This is a genomic window from Rhodanobacter sp. LX-99, from assembly GCF_018599185.1.
In the GTDB taxonomy this organism is placed as follows: Bacteria; Pseudomonadota; Gammaproteobacteria; order Xanthomonadales; family Rhodanobacteraceae; genus Rhodanobacter.
The window spans coordinates 1341242-1361637 of the sequence record NZ_JAHFVL010000001.1; the positions used below are offsets into that span (position 1 = coordinate 1341242).

A 20396-nucleotide genomic window follows, 5' to 3' on the forward strand; every position below is an offset into this window, starting at 1 on the left:
AGGCCCGACGCTAAGGCATATAGAGCATTTATGCAAGTTTTTTATGTCATAAATGATTTGACAGGACTTTATGTTGTTTTGCAGCAAATCGGCGCACACTATCCGCCCATCCACGGCGACGGTTCCCAGGCCTGAGGAGGAAGCAGATGCTCGAAGTTCTTGGTGCCCGACAGCAGGAATTGCTCAAGCTGCTCTTGCGCAAGAAGAGCGGCATGACCATCGAGCGGCTCTCGGGAAAGCTCGAAATCACGCGGACGGCCGTTCGCCAGCATCTGGTGTCGCTGGAAAACAGCGGACTGGTCGCGCTTGGCGCAAGCCGCCCTTCCGGCGGGCGCCCGGAACAGCTCTATGTACTTTCCGACGCAGGCCGGGAGCTGTTCCCCCGCCAGTATTCCTGGTTCGCCGAGCTGGTGATCGAATCCATCAAGCAGGAGTCAGGCGCCGAGAAGCTCCGCGAGCGCCTCAAGGCCATGGGCGCCAGGATCGCGGAGAAATTCCGCCGGCAGCACCCCGCACAACTCGACCCCAAGCAGCGCGTCCACGAGCTGTCGGAGATCATGGAGGAACTCGGCTACGACACCCGGCCGTCGGAAACCGAAGGCGATCCGCTGGTCATCGAGGCCGACAACTGCATTTTCCACAACCTGGCGATGAAGGATCCCGACATCTGCCAGTTCGACCTGGCCCTGTTGTCGAACTTCACCGGCAGCAAGGTGGACCACCAGGAATGCATGGCCAGGGGCGGCAACGTGTGCCGCTTCAAGTTCACCCCCCCGGACTAAGCCGCGCCGTCACAACCCCTTCGCCGCCTGCGCCACCGCGCGGAACAGCGCACGGCCCTTGTTCATCGTCTCCTCCCACTCGGCGGCGGGGTCGGAATCGAACACGATGCCGGCGCCGGCCTGCACGTGCAGGCGGCCGCCGTGGATCACCGCGGTGCGGATCGCGATGGCGGTGTCGGCGTCGCCCCACCAGCCGATCCAGCCGATCGCGCCGCCATAGATGTTGCGCTTGTACGGCTCCAGTTCCTGGATGATCTCCAGCGCGCGCACCTTCGGCGCGCCGCTGAGCGTGCCGGCCGGAAACGTGGCCTTCAACACGTCCATGTAGGACAGGCCGGCGCGCACGGTGCCCTGCACCTGCGAGACGATGTGCATCACGTGCGAGTAGCGTTCGATCGCGAACGAGTCGCTCACTTCCACGCTGCCGGTCTCGCTGATCCGGCCCAGGTCGTTGCGGCCCAGGTCGATCAGCATCACGTGCTCGGCGCGCTCCTTCGGATCGGCCAGCAGTTCGGCTTCCAGCGCCCGATCTTCTTCTTCCGTGGCACCGCGCTTGCGCGTGCCGGCGAGCGGGCGCACCACCACCTTGCCGTCCTTCAGCCGCGCCAGGATTTCCGGCGAGGAGCCGACGATCTGGGTCTCGCCGAGGTCGACGAAGTACATGTACGGCGACGGGTTCAGCGCGCGCAGCGCGCGGTACACGTCGACCGGCCGCGCGTTGAAGCGCACGCTCAAACGCTGCGACGGCACTACCTGGAAGATGTCGCCGGCGCGGATGTATTCCTTCGCGCGCTCGACCATCGCCTCGAATTCGGGCTTGGTGAACGAGGATTTGAAGTCGCCCTCGTCCAGCGCGATCGACTGCGTGAGCTGCGGGTACGAGGCGCCGCCCTGGCGCAGCCGGTAGACCAGCGCGTCGAGCCGGCGCTGCGCCTCGGCGTAAGCCTGCGGCTGCGCCGGGTCGGCGTGCACGATCAGGTACAGCCGGCCCTTGAGGTTGTCGAATACCGCGACCTCCTCGGCAAGCATCAGCAGCACGTCGGGCGTGCCCAGCTCGTCGGCGCGATCCCACTGCGCCAGCCGCGGCTCGATGTAGCCGATCGTCTCGAAACCGAAGTAGCCGACCAGGCCGCCGCTGAACGCCGGCAGCTGCGGCAGCCGCGGCACGTCGTACTGCTGGCGCAGCTTTTCGATTTCCGCGAGCGGATCGTCCAGATGCCGACGCTCGGTGATCTCGCCCGAATCCTCCACTTCGAGTTCGTGCCCGCGCAGGCGGAACACCCGCTTCGCCGGCAGCCCGATGATCGAATAGCGTCCCCAGGTGGCGCCGCCATCGACCGATTCAAACAGGAAGGTGTACGGGCCGTCGGCCAGTTTCAGGTACACCGACAGCGGCGTGTCGAGGTCGGAAAACACCTCGCGCACCAGCGGAATGCGCGTATGCCCTTGGGCCACCAGCGCGTCGAATTCGGCTCGGCTGATTTTATCTGGGGAGATCACGTGGGGAGATCCGGATGGCCAAACGAGGAAGCGGCCATTGTAGGCGAAGCGTGGCCTCAGCCACTCAGCCGCTGGCGCGGCATGCCGTGCAGGCGCAGCGAGAACGCCACGCCGCCGCCGTCGTCGAGGTTGCGTGCACTGGCGACGCCACCGTGGCGCTCGGCGACCAGGCGCACGACATAGAGGCCCAGGCCCAGGTGCGGGGCGTCGCCGGGGGTGGCCTTGTCGCGCAGGCTGACCAGCGAATCGAACAGCCGGCCCTGCATCGCCGCGGGCAACGGCGGGCCCTGGTTGGCCAGCTCGATCTCGGCGCCGTCCGGCGCGCCGCGCAGGGTGAGCCGCAGCCAGCCGTCGGGCGGGGTGAACGACAGCGCGTTGTCGAGCAGCTTGTCCAGCGCCTGCGCGACCAGCTCGGGCGCGCAGTGCAGGCGCAATGGCGCGTCGGGCAGCATGCAGTCGAGCCGGCGCGCGCCGATCAGCGGGCGGTAGGCATCGGCGCAGCCGCGTACCACTTCGCGCAGGTCGACGTCCTCGGGTTCGGCCGCGGCGATCGCACGCTCCATCCGGCTCGACTCGCTCATCGCGCGCACCAGCGCACCGAGCCGGGCCACGCCGTCGCGGGCGCGAGCCAGGTACGGCTGCGCCTCGGCCGGCAGCGCGGCCCGTTCCTGCAGCGCATGCTCGAGGTTGTCCAGCGACGACTTCACGATCGCCAGCGGCGTGTTGAGTTCGTGCGAGAGTTTCGAGGCCAGCGTGCGCAGGTAGTCGGTGTAGTTGCCGACCACCTCGAACAGCCGCTCGAAGCTGCGCGCCAGGTCGCCGATCTCGTCCGGCGCGTCGGTCATCGGGAATTTTCCCCGCTCGAACAAGCCGTCCAGACGTCCATCGTTGAGCTGCGCGCGCTCGGCCGCGTTGCGCAGGCGGCCCAGCCGCAGGCTGAGCCGGGTGGCGAACAGCAACAGGATGCCGCCGGCCACCAGCAGCACGCCGAAGCTGGTCAGCAGCAGGCCGAACAGCGCGCGGTTGGCCAGCAGCGGCACCGTGCGGCTGGCCTGCTCCAGCAGCAGCACGCCATCGACCTGGCCGGCACGCTCGATCGGCACCGCAGCGGCCAGCACCACGCTGCCGCGCTCCTCGCCGCTGCGCCAGACCGACACCGGTTTGCCGATGCCCGCCGCGGCGACTTCGCGGGTATCCAGCCGCGGCACGTCCTGCGCCCACAGGCTCGCATCTTCCAGCCGGGTCGCCAGCAGCGAGCGATAGACCAGCGCGGCGAACCAGCCCGGCTGGCCATCGCTGCCGGGCATCGTGTTCAGGCGGCCACTGCGCGCCAGCAGCCAGCCCTGCGGCGCCAGCACGCGTGCCTGCACGCGATCGGGCACCAGCTGCACCAGCTCGCCGGAAAGCTTGTCCGAGTAACTGAGCAAGGGCCGCGTATCGGCGGCCAGCCGGTCGCCGCCGGCCGCCGCGTCGTACACGCCGACGCCGAGCGTGTGCAATTGCAGACCACGCGGCAGGCGCAGTTCGACCCGATAGCCGCTGCCGTCCTCCTGCCATTGCGCGGTGATCAGCTCGGGCAGGCCGTCGACCGGTGGATCCAGCGGCCGCGCCGTGAGCGGCCCCGGCGCCGCGCTGGCCAGCAGGTAGCGGCGCCGGCCGTTCGCGTTGCCCAGCGAGAGGATCAGGTGGTCGGCGGCCAGCGCGTTCGCGTCGTCGGCGTCGGCGCGCGTGCGCCGGGTGGCGCGCACGTCAGCGTACAGGTACAGCCCGTCGTCGTCCGCGGCCAGCAGCAGCTTGCCGCGCGCGCCCAGCGGCTGGCTCCACGGCGTCAGCGGCGCCCAGTCGTCGCCATAGCCATCGACGGTGATCGGATTCGGCGCCTGCTGCACGTACCAGCCCCGGCCCGACGCCGGCGCCATCGCGCCGGTCACCACCAGGCTGCGCGCCACCGCATTCGCCGACGCCAGCAGCGCCTGCGCCTGGCCTTCGCGCAGCAGCGTTTCCATCTGGCGCACGTACAGCCAGCCGGCGATCGGCAGCGCCAGCGTGCACAGCGCGACCAGCAGCAGCTTGCGGCGCAGGGTCATCGGAACCGAGGGTCAGCGGCCATGCGCGGGCGCCGCGTCCTTCGCCCAGCGCGAGGCCACCACCACGCGCATGAAGTCGTCGAGCAACGCGCGGCGCGACGGGTCGGCGTCGTCGAACGCCATCGACCAGCTCAGCCGCACGCCGCTGGCCGCGCCCGGATCGCAGAACACCAGCACGTCGTCGATGCGGTCGCTGCCCTGGTAGACCGAGGCCTCGCACGGCATGGCCGGGTGCCGCACGGCGAAGCCGGACACCTTGCCGGCCGGGTCGTGCTGCAGGTAGCGCTTGCGGTCGGCCTGCACCTCGCCGGCCAGGGTGGGCAATTGGCGCGGCCATACATTGAGCACCATCACCCGCTGCGGCTTGCCGCTCCATTCGCCCTGGTACAGCACGGCATTGACGCCGATCGCGCGCGCATAGGTGCAGCAGTCGCGCGTCCAGCCGGCCGGCGTGGCGACACGGATCGCCCAGGCCGGTGCGTTGCCGTCGCGGGCGCCGCGCGCCAGCACGTCGTCGCCCTCGCCGGCCGCCTGCGCCAGCGCCGCGAACGCGCACAGCACCAACGCCAGCCCGATGCGCCGGCTCACGGTTTCCACCGGTAGCCGACGCCGTGCACGGTCTCGATCGCGTCGAACTCCGGCGCCACCGCGATGAACTTCTTGCGGATGCGCTTGATGTGCGAGGTGATGGTGGCGTCGTCCACGACGAGTTCCGCCTCGCGCATCAGTTGGTCGCGGTTCTTCACGTGGCCGGGGAAGCGGATCAGCGTGTGCACCATCCAGAACTCGGTGACGGTGAGCGGGATCTCCTCGCCGTTCCAGGTGATCCGCATGCGCTCGGACTCCAGCTTCAGCGGCCCGTGCTCGATCACCGTTTCGCTGGACACCGGCACCTTCAGCGACTCGATGCGGCGGAACAGCGCGGCGATGCGCGCGGCCAGCTGGTGCAGGCTGGTGTCCTTGCTGAGGTAGTCGTCGGCACCCAGGCGCAGGCCGGAGATCACGTCGAAATCCGAGTCGCGCGCGGTGAGGAAGATGATCGGCAGCGTCGCCGACTTCGCGCGCAGCTCGCGGCACAGGTCGAAGCCGCCCTCCGGCTCGTCGCCCAGGCCGATGTCGATGATCACCAGTTCGGGCAGGCGCATCGCGAACGCGCTGGATGCTTCCTGGCGCGAACCGTAGCCGCGCGCGTCGTAGCCGAAGCGGTTCAGCGCCTCGACGTAATTGGCACGGATCAACGGTTCGTCTTCGACGATGGCTATGCTGCGGCCCATGGCGCGCTCCCTGTAGTGGTGCGCGCAGCGTGCTATGCGGGCCGCGCGTACGCAAGCCATGCAGCGCGCCTGCCTGCGTTTCGCCACATGCCGGCAGCCGGCCGGCCCGATTCCGCCGGCGCCAGCGCCCGCGGTGGCGGTTTGATGTGAATCAGGCCATCAACCGGGAAGTTCACCATGCCGCCCATCGAATCGCCCGAACGCGATCCCAACGCCGAACTGCACGGTTTCGAGCCGCTGCGCGCCGCGCTGGCGATCGGCGCGCTTCTGCTCGGACTGCTGCTCAGCCTTTGAGGTGGACGCCATGTACAAATCCTGTTTCGACCCGTCCTCGTTCAATCCATTCGCCGTGGAAGGCAACCGTGCCTCCGGCACGAAAGGAATCGTGCCGGAGGCGGGGCAAGAGCAGACCGATCCCGACTGGCAGCCCCTGTAGCCGCTCCACTATCCGCACTCCGTCCCGCATGGTGATTGCTTTCCCCTCCTTGCGAGGGGATTTTTTCGGCCATGAACCTGACAGGACTGCGGCTTCCGCCCGTTCATAATTCTGCCGGGAACCAAACCGGACCACCCCGGTCAGTATTACTGATTGGTACCGTTCCTCTTGCCGTGGAACGTGCCGGCACGGCAGTCGATCTCCCCCTGTCAAATGGCCGTGCCGGCACACCAATCAATGGTGTTTCCTCACACGTCTCCGACGACGTTTGTCCCGGCGCAGCCGTTCACTGCGTCGGGACTTTTATGCGTGGGTGTTTTGCGGCGAACGCCGCCGAAGGCCGCTGCTCAGCCGATCGCCTTGCGCATGGCGGCGATCTCGGTGGCGTAATCCGCTGCGTGGAAGATCGCCGAGCCGGCCACGAAGGTGTCGGCGCCGGCGGCGGCGATCGCACCGATGTTCTGCGCGGTGACGCCGCCGTCGATCTCCAGCCGGATCGCACGGCCGCTCGCGTCGATGCGCGCTCGCGCCTGGCGCAGTTTCTCCAGCGCGCCGGGGATGAACTTCTGCCCGCCGAAGCCCGGGTTCACCGACATGATCAGGATCAGGTCGAGCTTGTCCATCACGTAGTCGAGGTAGTCCAGCGGCGTGGCCGGGTTGAACACCAGCCCGGCCTGGCAGCCCGATTCCTTGATCAGGCCCAAGGTGCGGTCGATATGCTCGCTCGCCTCCGGATGGAAGCTGATCAGGCTGGCGCCGGCCTTGGCGAAGTCCGGCACGATGCGGTCGACCGGCTTCACCATCAGGTGCACGTCGACCGGCGCGGTGATGCCGTACTTGCGCAGCGACTGCAGCACCATCGGCCCGATCGTGAGGTTCGGCACGTAATGGTTGTCCATCACGTCGAAGTGCACCCAGTCGGCGCCGGCGGCCAGCGCCGCGGCGGTGTCTTCGCCGAGCCGCGCGAAATCGGCGGCAAGGATGGATGGGGCGATGATCGGGGCTTGCTTGGGCATGGCGCTACGCTGCAGGGAACAGGAATCGAGGGAATAGAGAATAGAGGAAAGCGGGCTCCCCCGCGGCAGACCCGGCGATGGCGTCACCCACCGCCACGCCTCGGCGTGCGGCTTTTCCGTATTCCCCATTCCCGACCCAAATCACTTGAAGCCGCGCATTTCCTTGATCCGGTCGTACGCGGCATTGATATCGCTGGCGCGCGACTCGGCGCGCTTGCGCATGTCTTCGGGCAGGTCGCCGAGGCGGTCGGGGTGGTGTTCGGAGATCAGCTTGCGGTAGGCGCGTTTCACCGCGCGGTCGTCCGCGTTGCGGTCGATGCCGAGCACCGCGTACGGGTCCGGTCCCTGCGGCGCGCGCTGCGGCGGCACATAGCCGCCGCCGGTGCCGTAGGCGTGGCCGTAGCCGCGCGACCCGCCGGCAGCAGCGTTCCACGCGTAGCCCTTCATCGCCATCAGCGCCATCAGCTCCATGTCGCTGATCCGCAGCGCGAACGCCAGCTGGCGCAGGATCGCCATCTTCTCCGGCGGCGGGTTGCCCTCGGCCAGCACGGTCTCGATCACCACGTCGAGCACCGGGAACCCGTGGTCGCGGCGCAGGCCGACCCAGTTGCGCAATGCGGTGATGGTCTGGGTGACGTCGAATTCCGGCTGCTTGCCGACGTTGAAGCTGGCCACCGCCTGCTTGCGCTGTTCGGCGTCGAGGTTCATCCGCGTCATCAGGCGTTCGGCGATCGCGATCTCCTGCTCCGACACGCGGCCATCGGACTTCGCCACCGCGCCGAGCAGGGTGAACAGCGGGCCGACGAAGCCGCCGGCCTCCGGGGTGGCGCGCTTGCGCTGGCTGTAGCGCATGTTGTCGAAGATGAAGCCCAGCACCGCGCCGGTGATGGCGCCGGGCATGTGGCCGATGAGCAGACCGAAGAACGCGAACCACAACGTGTAGGTAAAACTCATGGCTGTCCCTGCGGCTGCGGCGACTGCGCGCTGTACCAGCGCGCCAGCGCGTCGAGTTCGACGTCGCTGACCGGGCCGATCGCGGCGCGCATCACCGGCACGTTGCGGCGGCCGTCGCGGTACTGCTTCAGCGCGTCGCGCAGGTAGTCCAGCCGCTGCCCGGCCAGGTGCGGCACGCCCGGCATGCCGGCATGGCCGCTGGCGCCGTGGCAGGCGGCGCACAGACCCAGCCGCGCGGGCGGCGCCGGCGTTTGCGCGCAGATGGGGAGGGCGGCGAGCAGGCAGAGCGCCGCGGTCAATGGAATTCGCATCGGCAACACATGGGGCCAGGGATCGCCAATTCTAGCAGCGCGCCCGGATTCCCCGAGGGCGCGTTTCCGGCACCGCGGCCGCAGCGGCTAGAATGGGCGCTTTCCCGCCACGTGGAACCCGCTGCCGTGCCCACCACCCTGCCGCAATCGAACCTGCCCGGCCTTGAGCTGATCCATCGCGGCAAGGTGCGCGATGTCTACGCGTTGTCCGACGATCGGCTGCTGATGGTGGCCACCGACCGGCTTTCGGCGTTCGACGTGGTGATGCCGAACCCGATCCCCGGCAAGGGCGAGATGCTCACCCAGATCTCCAACTTCTGGTTCGGCAAGACCGCGCACCTGGTGCCGAACCACCTGCTCGACGTGCCGCTGGCCGAGGTGCTGCCGCCCGGCACCGACCTCAAGCTGTACGAGAAGCGCGCGGTGGTGACGCGGCGGTTGAAGCCGGTGCCGGTGGAAGCGATCGCGCGCGGCTACCTGATCGGTTCCGGCTGGAAGGATTACCAGGCGACCGGCTCGCTGTGCGGCATCGCGCTGCCGGCTGGCCTCAAGCAGGCGCAGCAGCTGCCCGCGCCGATCTTCACGCCGTCGACCAAGGCCGCGGTGGGCGACCACGACCAGAACGTCAGCTTCGACGCCGTGGTGGACGCGGTGGGCGCCGACCTGGCCAACCAGGTGCGCGACGCCACCCTGGCGATCTACCGCTGGGCCGCTGCCTATGCGGCCGAGCGCGGCATCATCATCGCCGACACCAAGTTCGAGTTCGGCACCGACGCCAGCGGCAAGCTGTACGTGATGGACGAGATGCTGACGCCGGATTCCTCGCGCTTCTGGCCGGCCGACGAATACCGCGTCGGGATCAGCCCGCCCAGCTACGACAAGCAGTTCGTGCGCGACTGGCTGGAGACGCAGGACTGGAACAAGACCGCGCCCGGCCCGGTGATTCCGGACGAGGTGATCGCCCGCACCGCCGCCAAATACGCCGAGGCCCTGCAGCGGCTGGCCGGTATCCGGCTCGACTGAAGCTTCCATGGGGGGAAATGCCATGCGCACCATGCAGGACTGGCTCGACAGCTACAGCGGCGACCATCAGAACCCGACCAACCAGGTGTTCCACTGGTTCTGCGTGCCGCCGATCGTGTGGTCGGTGATCGCGCTGCTGTGGGCCATCCCGGTACCCGTCAGCCAGTTGCGCCCCGGCGCCTGGGCGGTGCTGGTGATGGTGCTGGCGTTCTACTGGTACTGGCGGCGTTCGCACCGCCTGGCGGTCGGCCTGCTGATCGTGTTCGCCCTGCTCGGCCTGCTCACCAACTACCTGTACTGGCGACTCGGCGTCGCACAGCTCTGCTACCTGGCGGTCGGCGTGTTCGTGGTCGCCTGGATCGGCCAGTTCATCGGGCACAAGTTCGAGGGACGCAAGCCGAGCTTCCTCACCGACCTTTCCTACCTGCTGATCGGTCCGGCGTGGCTGATGGCCAAGCTGCTGCGCAAACTGGGGTTCAAGCAAGTCACATGACCACCCTGCTTACCGTGATCAGCAGCCTGCTCTGGTGGGTGCTGTACAGCAGCATGGCCGCGCTGGCATTCGCCCTGATCGGCTGGTCCGTATTGCGCTGGGCCGAGCGCTGCGCGGTGGTGTTCAACCGCATCTACCTGGCCTGCCTGCTGTGGACCATGCTCGGCCTGCTGCTGGTGGTCGGCGTGGCCGCCTACGAAGGCCACCTGCACCCGCCCTACGGCGCACTGCTGAGCTCCGGCCTGCTGCGCTGGACGCTGGTGCTGGACATGCTGATCGGCAGCATCCTGCTGTGGCGGCTGGTGCCGCGCATCGACGCCCGCCGCATCCGCCCCGGCAGTGCGTGCATGGCGGTGGCGGTGATCATGGCGATCAGCTTCGGCGTCGCCACCAGCCTGGCCTGAACGCCCGGCGGAGGAGCGGGCTGCCCCGCCCCTCCGCCGCGGTCACATGTGCGCCAGCATGCTGCCGAAGAACACCATCATGATGCCGCCGATGATCACGCCAAGCACGATGCCGATCACCAGATACACCAGTTGCACCACACACGCCTTGCCGTAGCCGATCTGGCTGCCGTTCTGCGCCAGCAGCAGGTAGTTCACCACCGCGGCGCCCACCAGGAATTGCACCAGCAACGACAGCAATCCGCCCGCGCTGCCGTGCGAGACCATGCCCACGACCACCATCGCCACGGCTGCCGCGATCCAGGTCAGCACCACCGCGCCCAGCGCGCGCAGGTAGGACGGCATGTAGCCGACCACCAGCCGGAACGCCACGCTCAGCACCAGCGCCGCAAGCAGTACGCCCACGACGATCATCACCAGGATCGCGAACAGCCCCATGCCGGCCAGCGCGGCCAACGTCGAAGTACCCATACAACCCCCTAGTCAGTGGAAGGAAAAACCGCCCGGCGGCATCCCCATGCCGTCCGCTCTCCCCGGCGGTGGCGCCAGCCTAGCCGATGGCCGCGCCGGCGTCTCCCGCGGCGAGATCCACCCGCGCTATATCATCGACCCGCTTGAGAGATGTGCCATGACTCTGCGCAGCCTGTTCGTCGACTTCAACAGTTACTTCGCCTCGGTCGAGCAGCACGAGGACCCGAGCCTGCGCGGCTGCCCGGTGGGCGTGGCGCCGGTGGCCGCCGAAACCACCAGCCTGATCGCCGCCAGCTACGAGGCCAAGGCGTTCGGCGTGGGCACCGGCACCATGGTGCGCGAGGCGCGGCGGCGCTGCCCCGGCATCCAGATTCGCGTGGCGCGGCCGGAACGCTACGTGGCCTGGCATCACCGGCTGATGGAAGCGATCGACCACGCGATCCCGGTGGGCCGGGTCGGCTCGATCGACGAGGTGGCCTGCGAACTGGTCGGCCGCCAGCGCCGGCGCGAGATTGCCGAGCAGATCGCGCAACAGGTGAAAGACGAGATCGCGCTGGCCGCGCCCGGCGGCGCGATCCGCTGCTCGATCGGCATCGCGCCGAACGACTTCCTGGCCAAGACCGCCTCGGACATGAAGAAGCCCGACGGCCTCACCGTGATCGAACTGGCCGATCTGCCGCACGCACTGCATGGGCTGGCATTGCGCGACCTGTGCGGCATCGGTCCGTCGATGGAAGCGCGCCTGCACGAAGCCGGCATCACCAGCGTGGCCCAGCTCACCGCCGCCTCGAAGCCGGTGCTGCGCCGCGCCTGGGGCGGCATCGAAGGCGAGCGCATGTGGGGCCTGCTGCGCGGCGCCTGGCTGCCGACCGCACCCACCGAACGCGGCTCGATCGGCCACTCGCACGTGCTGGGCCCGGAACTGCGCACGCCCGCCGGCGCCCGCGCGGTGCTGAAGAAACTGCTGGTGAAGGCGGCGATGCGCATGCGCCGCGAGGAAATGCTCAGCGGCGCCATGGCCGTGCGCATCCGCTTCATCGGCCACGACCAGCGCTGGGAACGCGACCTCGCGTTCGACCCCACCGACGACAGCCGCGAACTGCTGCGCCTGCTGAACGGCATGCTCGATAGCAGCCAGCGCCGTCGATTATTGCCTGGCCCGACCAACGCCATCCCGCTGTCGGTCAGCGTCACTCTGATGCGCCTGGTGCCACGCACGCAAAGCAGCGGCTCGCTGTTCGCAGCAACCGAAGACACCGGCCGAGTCGACGCGCTGGTCGACCGCATCAACGCGAAGTTCGGCTACAACAAACTCTACTTCGGCAGCATGCAGCTGGCGCTCGAACACGACGCCGCGCCGATGCGCATCCCGTTCAACCGCGTGCCCGATGCCGACAGCGAGAACGAGGCCAGCCACGATCCGCTCTGGCTGCAGACGATGAATCGGTTCAAGGCGATGGCCGAGAGCAAGCATCGGCGACGGGAGCGTTACGCCAGGAAATAGCCACTGTGGCCCACTGTGGCCAACTCTTGCCAAGGAGATCAGGCTTTGATGTAGGCTGTTTCGACGATATTGGAGTAACGCCAAGGGGAGGGAACATGGGCGATCGTTCAGGGAGATGGTTCAACTGCCAGCGGATCGGTGGTTTGCTTGTTCTGCTTTTCTCTGGCTTGCTGCACGCTGGCACAGTGACTTACGTCTACACTGACCCGCAGGGCACGGTGCTGGCGGAAGCCGACGCGAACGGCAACATCACGGCAAGATACGACTACACACCGTACGGCACCGCGGTGGCAAGCATGAGCCCGGCACCGAACGGGCCGGGATATACCGGGCATGTGAACGATCCGGATACCGGACTCGTGTATATGCAGGCGCGCTATTACGATCCGACCACGGGACGCTTCCTCAGCGCCGATCCGATCAACCCTGTAACGGGTAACCTGTACAACTTCAACCGGTACGGCTACGCCAACAACAATCCGGTCAACAACACCGATCCGGATGGGCGATGTGTCGATGCCGACTTTAGTTGCGGTGCGATGGCCCGGTCCTTCGCACAGCATCCGGAGGCAACGAAACCGCTGGTTCCCTATGCCGTAGCCGGGGTCGGGGTGATGGCGACAGCTTCCGGTGCGGGTGCAGCGGTCGTTTATGTGAAAACCGCCATAATGGTCGACAAGGTGTTGTCGGAATCTCCCACACCTCCTACTACATTGCAGAAAAATGTGGCACAGGGAAAAGCCGGAGAGGCTTTAACCCGAGCAAAGTATGGTGATCATATTGCTGGTGAACAGGTGACCATCAAAACTTCCGATGGCACCAGAACAAGGACCGACTTCGTCACCAAAGATCGAGGAGTCATTGAAACGAAAACGGGTGGTGCCGACTTGAGTAAGGGTCAGGCAAAGTTGTTTGATGACATCAATGCAGGCCGAGAGGTCACCCCGGTTGGTAAAAACGCGACGGATGCAGGACTTGAGTCAGGGAAATCTACTGTCCTCAAGTCATGCACTATTGACCGCTGCTAGGTTTGCGACGTGAACAAGTCACACACTTTCGTAGTGGATTTCGTCGTCAAGGGCGACTCCCCGGACGTCATGAAAATGGTTCTTGTCGAGGAGGGAGATTGGTCAGACATTGATGACCGTCTGCGACTTCTCCAGCAGCGGATGTACGGATGCATCGATGCAGCGATTGACGGCCAGCTAACCGAGCAATTTCCTGAAGCCAAAGGGAAGAAGATCATCGTTTCAGTTGACTTCTACGATGCTCCTCAGAACGAGGCCTCTGAGTTCTTCGAGCGATTCTCAAAAAATGTGTTCTTGATTCCGTCTTACGGGGACGCGTTGAAAAAGAGCGAGTTCGTGAAAGACATCGCTTTTGAGGCGAATTTCGAGACATTGCCGAAATAGGCCGGGTGAATTCAATCCCGAAGCACACCGCACTTCCTCATTCACGCGGATGCGCAGCCCTTACATTCGCCCCCCGCACGGCGTCGACAAACCCGCCAAACGGAATATCGGTGGTCCCCACCAGCCCGATATGGCTGTTCTCGCCGTCGAGCAGGCGGCCGGTCACGGGTTGGTCGGTGTACTGGAACCAGTGTGCGCCGACGATATCGGGGTTGGCGGCAGCAGCGGCGACGAAGCGCGCATACGCCTCGCCGCGCTGCTGTTCGCTCCATACCGGCACCACGCCCTTGCCGAACGGGCCGCGATCATCGGAGCCAAAGTGGAATTCGCTGATCAGCGCCGGCTTGTCCAATGCATGCATCGCAGTCGCGTCGAAACCATGCTGCGGCAGGTCGGCGTAGACGTTGAAGCTGACCACGTCGCAGTACTGGGCGCAGGCGGTGACGGCTTCGTGCGTGTTCACGGCGAAGCGGCCGCCGAGGAACAGGTGCTGCGGGTCGTACCGGTGGATGGCTTCCGCCACCGTGCGGAAATAGGTGTCGGCGTAGCGGCGCAGCCAGGCGCTGTAGTCGCGTGCGATCGCCGGATGCGCTTCGTTCGGCGCGGGTGCGGCGAAGCCGGCGGCGTCGAGCGCGTCCCATGAAGTGAGCGCGATGCCCCATGCCGCGGCCAGCGTTTCCGGCGCCGTGTACTGCTGGCGCAGCATCGCGATGAAAGCCTGCTTGGCCGGGCTCTTCGCGTCGCCGGCCAGCGTGCCGAGCGCAAGGCCCCAGCGGCCTTGCGGGCCGCTGCCGGCCCAGGCCAGTTCGTTGTCGGCGAAGTAGCCGAGCAGCCAGGGATCGTTGCGCACGCCGGCGCTCGCCCTGATCACTGCCCGCTCGGCGGCCTGCACGAAACGCGGGTCGAACGGATCGGGCATGCGGCCCCAGTAGTCGTAGCCGCTGGCGACGTTGGCGTAGTCGCCGGCAATGTTGATCGAGCGCGTGTACGGCAGCCGGCGTGCCTGGCCCAGCGCATCGTCGCTCCAGTTGCCGACGGTGTTGAAGCCCCACGCCTGCAGCCGATCCAGCGTGCGCGTGCGCCACGCGGCCAGCCAGTTCTTGCCATCGACGCGATACAGGTTCGCCGCGTAGAAATCGAACCAGCGGCCGTGGTTGTGGCCGATGCCCTGGCTGGCGCCCTGGTCCCTGTTGCGATTGTCGCCACTGCCATAAAACGCGGCCCACTCGCCGCTGTCCGGCGGCAGGTCCTTGAACATGAACTCGCGGCCTTCGACATAGCTGCGCCCGCCGTCGGCCGTCACGGCGTTGACGCCGAGCGAGAAGAACGCGTGGCCGTCGGGTGTCACCAGATGCCAGCGGCCACCCTGCTTCTGCGTATGGAACCAGCCGGTTTTGGCGAGGCTTTGGACGTCCAGACGCCCGCCGTATGCGTCCTGCCCCACCGATGCTGGCTTCGCCTGCTTGAGCGCGGCTTGTTCGCGCACGTGCGCGGCGCGCAAGGCCGCATCGGAATCGATTTTCTCCGACCAGCGGGCGCGGCTGGCCTGGCCGTAACGGTCGACGATGCCGCTGTAGGCAGCCCGTTGCAGGTCCTGGCCCGACACTGCCTCGACGCGTCCCAGCAGCAAGGTCTGCGCAGCCTGCGGCGCCGGCACGCCGAACCGCAGCGCGCGCACTGCACGCGGATCGAGCGTGCCTTCCACCGTGGTGGCGAGCAGGATGGCCCGGCCGTGGTCGTCGAACGGCATCGGCGGCGCGGCCTGCATGCCCATGGCGCGCGGACTCGCCGCGTGCAGGGGGATCACCAGCGTCTGCGCCGGTCCGGCAGGCAGGCCGACTTGCGCGTGCAGGTGCTGATCCGGGCTCGCACCGTCGATGTCGACGGTCAGCGTGACCGCCCACGGCATCGCGTTCTGCACCTGCACGTGCAGCTCGTCGCCAGCGGGCCAGGTGCGCGCCGGTGTCACTGTCAGCGCCGGCGCGGCGGCCGCTTCGAAGGTGTAGCGCTGCAAGGTGAAACCCGCGACCGGCTGCGGCGCGCCATCGCGGCGCACGTGGTCCAGCGTGACAGGCGCCGTCGTCGCGGCCAGGTCGATCGACGCCACCGACGCATCCGCATGACAGCCACCCAACACCAGCAGACTGAGGCAACCGGCGAAGACGATCCGTTTCATGATCCGTGACCTTCGTTGAAAGGCCGAGTATGGCGCGCGAAGGTGAAGCGCAGCCATCGCGATGCATGTACGCGAGCGTCCACCGATTTTCCGCAACGCGCGCGGCGGTGCCGTGTGGTCAGCGGTGCGCCAGCAACGCGGCCGCCCGCTCGCCCGCGCCCATGGCGAGCGTCCAGCCCAGCATGCCGTGGCCGACGTTGAACACGATGCCGTCCTGCACCCGGCGCATGATCGGCATCGACGACGGCGTCATCGGGCGCAAGCCGGCCCAGCGGCTTTCGATGGCGTCATAGTCCGCGGCGGCAGGCAGCGATGCGCGCGCCAGGGCCACCAGCAGATCGCTGCGCCCGGGATCCACCGCGGTATCGCGCACGCCCAGTTCGGCCAGGCCGGCCACCCGCAGGTGATCGCCGAGGCGGCAGAACACCAGCTTGCGCGTGGTGTCGGTGATGCTGGCGACCGGCGTGTGCAAGCCACAGCGGGTGGTGAAGGAGTACCCCTTCATCGGCATCAGCGGCATGCGGATGCCGAGCTTGCGCGCCAGCCGCGTCGACTCCACTCCCGCGCACACCACCAGTTGCCGCGAACGCAGGCGGCGACCGTCGCGGGTGGTCAGCGTGACCGCACCCGGCTCGCGCAGCAGATCGTCGACATCGGTTTCGAAACACGCCTGCACGCCGTATTGCTCGCGCAGCACGTGCAGCAGTTCGACGCAGAAACGATGCGGATCGCCCACCTCCTCCTGCGGCGAATGCAGCACGCCGACCAGGCCCGCCACACCTTCCAGCGCCGGCTCGACCGCCACCGCCTCGCGCGGCGACAGCACCTGCTGCACCACGCCGTGCCGCTGCTTGATGGCGGCGATCGCCTCTGCCCGGCGCAGCGCGCCGGCGTCGTGGTACAGGTGCATCTTGCCGGGCGCCGAATGGCTGAATTCGATCCGATGCCTCTGCAGCAGCGCATCCATCGCCGACTTCGATTCCATCGCCAGCTCGAGCACGGCCAGGGTGTTCTCGCGAAAGCGCGACGCCGTCGTGTTGCGCAGAAACGCCAGCCCCCATTTCAGCGAGTCCGGATCGAACAGCCAATGCATGCGGAACACCGGGTCGAGACCCAGCAGAAGCTGCGGCAGATGTTTCCACAGCGCCGGGCTGCCCAGCGCGTCGGTATAGACATAGCTCAGCTGGGCACCGTTGGCGAACGAGGTGGCCAGCGCGGGGCCGGCCGCACGATCGACCAGGCGTACCGACAGGCCACGGCGCGCCGCCGCATAGGCGGTGGCCATGCCGACCACGCCCGCGCCCAGCACGGTGACGTCCGCCGCGCCCTCGTCGGCCGGCGCCTGCGCACCGGGCGCGGACGCCGCCGACCGTGGATCGGTCGTCGTCATGGAAGGTCCTGCCGGTTCGAGTGGCGTTTGCACGGCCGTCGATCCGGCGAACGCCCGTTGTCTTCGCGCCTCGGATCGGCAGCCATCCAAGCGCGTTTCGGCATCGGCGCCGGCCGGCAAATCGCACGGCATGGACAGCGAATGTGGGCGTTACCGGACATGCGCCTAGCCTAGCGGGCAAGCCCTCCGTTGCCACATCGCTTTATGTCGGCATGGATTAACCTGCAGTTATGGCCGGCCGTTCATTCCCAGAAATTCAGGAACCCGGTGATGATCAGCGCATTGGTGAAATCGATGAAGAACGCGCCGACCAGCGGTGCCACCAGGAACGCGCGCGGCGCCGCGCCGTAGCGCTCCACCAGCGTGCGCATCACCGCCATCGCATTGGCGGTGGTGCCCAGCATGAAGCCGATGAAACCGCCGCCCATCACCGCCGCATCGTAGTCGCGGCCCATCAGGCGGAATACCGGGATGCAGAACAGCACCACCAGCACGATCTGCAGGGCAAGGTTGACCAGCAGCGGAAGCGCCAGCCCCGCGAGTTCCCACAGGCGCAGGTTCATCAGCGCCACCGCAAGGAACATCGCCAGGGCGACATTGCCGATCACGTCGGTGCTGCGCACGGACAAACCGATCCAGCCGGTGTAGTCGTCGATATTGCGGATCAACGCGCCCACCAGCATCGCGCCTATGTACGCCGGCAGGGTCAGCCCCAGCGCCGCGAAACCCTGCCCGACCCAGGAGCCGGCCCACATCGCGATCAGGATGATCACGATGCTCTTGAGCGCGGCGAACTCGCGCCCGGCATCGTCCTGCGGTTCCTCGGCCAGCAACGCGGCGGCAGCGGCGGCGGGCACACTCGCGGCGGCGCGAGAGGAGCGCAGGTTGAAACGCCGGATCAGCAAGGTGATCACCGGGCCGCCGATCACGCCACCGCAGATGATGCCGGCCATCGCCGAACTGATCGCGATCGACTCGGCACCCGCCACGCCAGCCTGCTCGAACAGCGGCGCAAACGCCAGCCCGGTCGCCGGGCCGCCGGTCAACGTGGTGGAACCGGCCAGCACGCCGAACAGCGGATGCAGGCCGAACGCGGTCGCGACGCTGATGCCCAGCAGGTTCTGCAGCACCGCGAACACGCTGGCCAGCGCCAGGAACACCATCACCTGGCGACCGCTGACGCGCAGCAGCGCCAGGCTGGCATTGACGCCCACGGTGGTGAAGAACGCCACCATCAGCGGTTGCTGCAGACTGGTGTCGAAGGCGACCAGGATGGTATCGAAGCGATACGCCACCAGCGCGATCAAGGCCATCACCAGGCCACCGACCACCGGCTCGGGAACGTTGTAGCGGCCCAGCACGGGGATCAGCCGGCACAAGGCGTAGCCGCCGAACAGCACCACGCCGCCGAAGGCCAGGGTCTCCACGGCATCCAGCTGGATCATGTGACGATTTCCTTCATCGCGTGATGGCCGCGGAAGTGCCGATCGCCGGCCACCGCCCGGCGGGCCGCCAGCGGCAACGGAGCGGCATCGTCGCAGCGGCTGGACAGCAGATCGATCGCGAACTGTCGTCGGTGGGCAGTCATGGTGGGCATGGTGTGTCCCCTGGCTGTCGTGATTCCGCACGGGTGAAAAATCGGGCAACGCACCGACCACCGTATCGGTTGTGCCGGTGACATGCCACTGCCAATGGGTGCAGGTTCCACAACCGCAGGCTATGTGCGGCGACACATGTCCGGACGACGCCGTTCAGGCCGTCCTGCGCCCTTCCAGCCAGCGCCAGCCGTAATACACCGGCACGCCCAGCGCGATGATCAGCAGGCTCATGCCGGCGTCGCCCGGCGCGTGGATCGCGCTGGCCATGATCACGCCGAACACGGTGATCACGAAGATCAGCGGCAGCAGCGGGTAGAACGGCACCTGGTACGGCGCCGGCTGGTCGATGAAATGCTTGCGGTACCAGAACAGCGTGCCGATGCCGAACACGTGGCCCAGCCACTCGCCCACCGTGGTGTAGTTGAGCAGCTGGTTGAAGCTGCCGGACAGGGTCAGCACCACCGCCCAGACGCCGAGCAGGGCCAGCGCGATCTGCGGCGCGCGCGTGCGCAGGTCGACGCGGCCGGCGGCGCGGAAGAACACGCCGTCCGCGCCCATCGTCTGCAGCACGCGTGCGCCGCCGGCGATCGCGATACTGCAGTAGCCGAAGGTGGAACAGGCGATGCCCACCGCGATCACGGTGGCGCCGTGCTCGCCGAACAGGCGGCGCATCAGGTCCGCCGCCGGCGCCTGGCTGGCGGCGAGCCCGGCGTGGCCGAGCCCGGCCAGGTAGGCGAAATTGGCCAGCAGGTAGCAGATCAGCACACCGGCCATGCCCATGCCCAGCGCGCGCGGCAACGTGCGCTGCGGGTTGCGCACTTCGCCGGCAAGATCGTTGAGGTAGTGGAAGCCGCCGTAGGTGAACAGCACCGGCAGCAGCGCGCCGACGAACGACCACGGCGACACGGGCGGTGCCGCGTCCACCACCAGCACCGGCCCCAGCTGGCCGTGCGCCAGCACCAGCCCGGCGACCACCAGCAAGGCGATCGCGGCCAGCTTCAGCACGGTGAACACGTTCTGCATCCACGCGCCGGCTCGGATGCCGAACAGGTTCACGCCCACGATGAACACGATCGCGCCCACCGCCACCGGCTTCACGTACAGCAGCGGCGGCAGCCCGAGCGCGGCGCACAGGTACTCGGCGAACATCGTCGCCACCGCCGCCACGCTGCCGGGGTAGTTGATCAGCGCCATGGTCCAGCCGAACAGAAACGCCGGCAGCAGGCCGAACGCCTCGCGCAGGTAGACGTAGATGCCGCCCGCCTGCGGCCGCCGCGCGCCCAGTTCGGCGTAGCACAGCACGCCGGCCAGGGTCAGCAGGCCGCCGATCGCCCACAGGATCAGCACCTCCGCACCCGACGACGTGTTGCGCGCGACCGTGGCCGGGGTGAGGAAGATGCCTGCCCCGATCACGCCGCCGATGACGATCATCGCGGCGTCCCAGGTGTTCAGGCGACGGGCATAGGCATTGGCGGGTTCGGTCAGCATGCCGGCTACCTTGCCATTGTCGATGCGGTTTCTACCAGTCCCGCGTGGCATGGGGTTGCGCCTGGCGACATGCCATC

At 67.5% G+C, this 20396-nt stretch carries 21 protein-coding genes; 8 read left to right on the forward strand and 13 right to left on the reverse strand.

The features are described 5' to 3' along the window. Positions 1–146 precede the first annotated feature (146 nt). Positions 147–782 (forward strand): HTH domain-containing protein, encoded by a 636-nt coding sequence (locus KK131_RS06380; RefSeq protein ID WP_214555837.1) that lies wholly within the window; start codon positions 147–149, stop codon positions 780–782. Positions 783–791: 9 nt separating this feature from the next. On the opposite strand, the gene trpE is transcribed toward KK131_RS06380, so the two are convergent. From trpE to pdsR, 4 genes are all read right to left on the reverse strand, one after another. Further along, a complete protein-coding gene (gene trpE, locus KK131_RS06385; RefSeq protein ID WP_214556667.1) occupies positions 792–2264 on the reverse strand; it encodes an anthranilate synthase component I in 1473 nt (490 codons plus the stop codon). 74 nt (positions 2265–2338) lie between these two features. Next, positions 2339–4369, reverse strand: a complete 2031-nt coding sequence (locus tag KK131_RS06390; RefSeq protein ID WP_214555838.1) for an ATP-binding protein — start codon at positions 4367–4369, stop codon at positions 2339–2341. Positions 4370–4381: 12 nt separating this feature from the next. Beyond that, complete coding sequence (locus KK131_RS06395; RefSeq protein ID WP_214555839.1) at positions 4382–4957, reverse strand: hypothetical protein; 576 nt, start codon at positions 4955–4957, stop codon at positions 4382–4384. After that, complete coding sequence (pdsR, locus tag KK131_RS06400) at positions 4954–5643, reverse strand: proteobacterial dedicated sortase system response regulator (protein ID WP_214555840.1); 690 nt, start codon at positions 5641–5643, stop codon at positions 4954–4956. The genes KK131_RS06395 and pdsR overlap by 4 nt, the downstream gene beginning before the upstream one ends. Positions 5644–5947: 304 nt before the next feature. Between pdsR and KK131_RS17725 the strand changes: the two genes are divergently transcribed. After that, positions 5948–6079: a hypothetical protein gene (locus KK131_RS17725; protein ID WP_284731445.1), complete on the forward strand. Its 132-nt coding sequence runs from the start codon at positions 5948–5950 to the stop codon at positions 6077–6079. A 347-nt stretch (positions 6080–6426) separates the two neighbouring features. Here the strand turns inward: KK131_RS17725 and rpe are convergent, their stop codons facing one another. The 3 genes from rpe to KK131_RS06415 all read right to left on the reverse strand — a co-directional run bounded on the left by rpe (position 6427) and on the right by KK131_RS06415 (position 8360). Beyond that, complete coding sequence (gene rpe / locus KK131_RS06405) at positions 6427–7095, reverse strand: ribulose-phosphate 3-epimerase (RefSeq protein ID WP_214555841.1); 669 nt, start codon at positions 7093–7095, stop codon at positions 6427–6429. Between the two features lie 141 nt (positions 7096–7236). Continuing rightward, the gene (djlA, locus tag KK131_RS06410) at positions 7237–8049 is read right to left on the reverse strand and encodes a co-chaperone DjlA (RefSeq protein WP_214555842.1); all 813 of its coding nucleotides are present in this window, start codon (positions 8047–8049) and stop codon (positions 7237–7239) included. Further along, positions 8046–8360: a c-type cytochrome gene (locus KK131_RS06415; protein ID WP_214555843.1), complete on the reverse strand. Its 315-nt coding sequence runs from the start codon at positions 8358–8360 to the stop codon at positions 8046–8048. Before KK131_RS06415 ends, djlA begins: the two co-directional genes overlap by 4 nt. Before the next feature lie 126 nt (positions 8361–8486). Here KK131_RS06415 and KK131_RS06420 point away from each other — a divergent pair, with 126 nt between their 5' ends. The 3 genes from KK131_RS06420 to KK131_RS06430 are packed head-to-tail and all read left to right on the forward strand — an operon-like array spanning position 8487 to position 10280. Next, entirely contained in the window at positions 8487–9383 is an 897-nt protein-coding gene (locus KK131_RS06420) for a phosphoribosylaminoimidazolesuccinocarboxamide synthase (protein WP_214555844.1), read from the forward strand. Between the two features lie 22 nt (positions 9384–9405). Then, entirely contained in the window at positions 9406–9876 is a 471-nt protein-coding gene (locus tag KK131_RS06425) for an Mpo1-like protein (protein WP_214555845.1), read from the forward strand. After that, positions 9873–10280 carry a hypothetical protein gene (locus KK131_RS06430; protein ID WP_214555846.1) on the forward strand — a complete coding sequence of 136 codons (408 nt, stop codon included), beginning with the start codon at positions 9873–9875 and terminating at the stop codon, positions 10278–10280. Before KK131_RS06425 ends, KK131_RS06430 begins: the two co-directional genes overlap by 4 nt. Positions 10281–10322: 42 nt before the next feature. On the opposite strand, the gene KK131_RS06435 is transcribed toward KK131_RS06430, so the two are convergent. Further along, positions 10323–10751, reverse strand: a complete 429-nt coding sequence (locus KK131_RS06435) for a hypothetical protein (RefSeq protein WP_214555847.1) — start codon at positions 10749–10751, stop codon at positions 10323–10325. 157 nt (positions 10752–10908) lie between these two features. On the opposite strand from KK131_RS06435, the gene KK131_RS06440 reads away from it, so the two are divergent. The 3 genes from KK131_RS06440 (at position 10909) to KK131_RS06450 (ending at position 13667) form a co-directional block, all read left to right on the forward strand. Further along, a complete protein-coding gene (locus tag KK131_RS06440) occupies positions 10909–12255 on the forward strand; it encodes a hypothetical protein (protein WP_214555848.1) in 1347 nt (448 codons plus the stop codon). A gap of 95 nt (positions 12256–12350) precedes the next feature. Continuing rightward, on the forward strand, positions 12351–13283 hold the full coding sequence (locus KK131_RS06445; protein ID WP_214555849.1) for an RHS repeat-associated core domain-containing protein: 933 nt from the start codon (positions 12351–12353) through the stop codon (positions 13281–13283). Between the two features lie 9 nt (positions 13284–13292). Continuing rightward, positions 13293–13667 carry a DUF6572 domain-containing protein gene (locus tag KK131_RS06450; RefSeq protein WP_214555850.1) on the forward strand — a complete coding sequence of 125 codons (375 nt, stop codon included), beginning with the start codon at positions 13293–13295 and terminating at the stop codon, positions 13665–13667. Between the two features lie 37 nt (positions 13668–13704). Here KK131_RS06450 and KK131_RS06455 read toward each other — a convergent pair whose 3' ends face one another. From KK131_RS06455 to KK131_RS06475, 5 genes are all read right to left on the reverse strand, one after another. Beyond that, the gene (locus KK131_RS06455; protein ID WP_214555851.1) at positions 13705–15843 is read right to left on the reverse strand and encodes a beta-agarase; all 2139 of its coding nucleotides are present in this window, start codon (positions 15841–15843) and stop codon (positions 13705–13707) included. Positions 15844–15961: 118 nt separating this feature from the next. Beyond that, entirely contained in the window at positions 15962–17233 is a 1272-nt protein-coding gene (locus tag KK131_RS06460) for an FAD-dependent oxidoreductase (RefSeq protein WP_214555852.1), read from the reverse strand. A 242-nt stretch (positions 17234–17475) separates the two neighbouring features. Continuing rightward, the gene (gltS, locus tag KK131_RS06465; RefSeq protein WP_214555853.1) at positions 17476–18678 is read right to left on the reverse strand and encodes a sodium/glutamate symporter; all 1203 of its coding nucleotides are present in this window, start codon (positions 18676–18678) and stop codon (positions 17476–17478) included. Next, entirely contained in the window at positions 18675–18830 is a 156-nt protein-coding gene (locus KK131_RS06470; protein WP_214555854.1) for a hypothetical protein, read from the reverse strand. Before KK131_RS06470 ends, gltS begins: the two co-directional genes overlap by 4 nt. A gap of 154 nt (positions 18831–18984) precedes the next feature. Further along, on the reverse strand, positions 18985–20319 hold the full coding sequence (locus KK131_RS06475; protein ID WP_214555855.1) for an amino acid permease: 1335 nt from the start codon (positions 20317–20319) through the stop codon (positions 18985–18987). Positions 20320–20396: the final 77 nt, after the last annotated feature.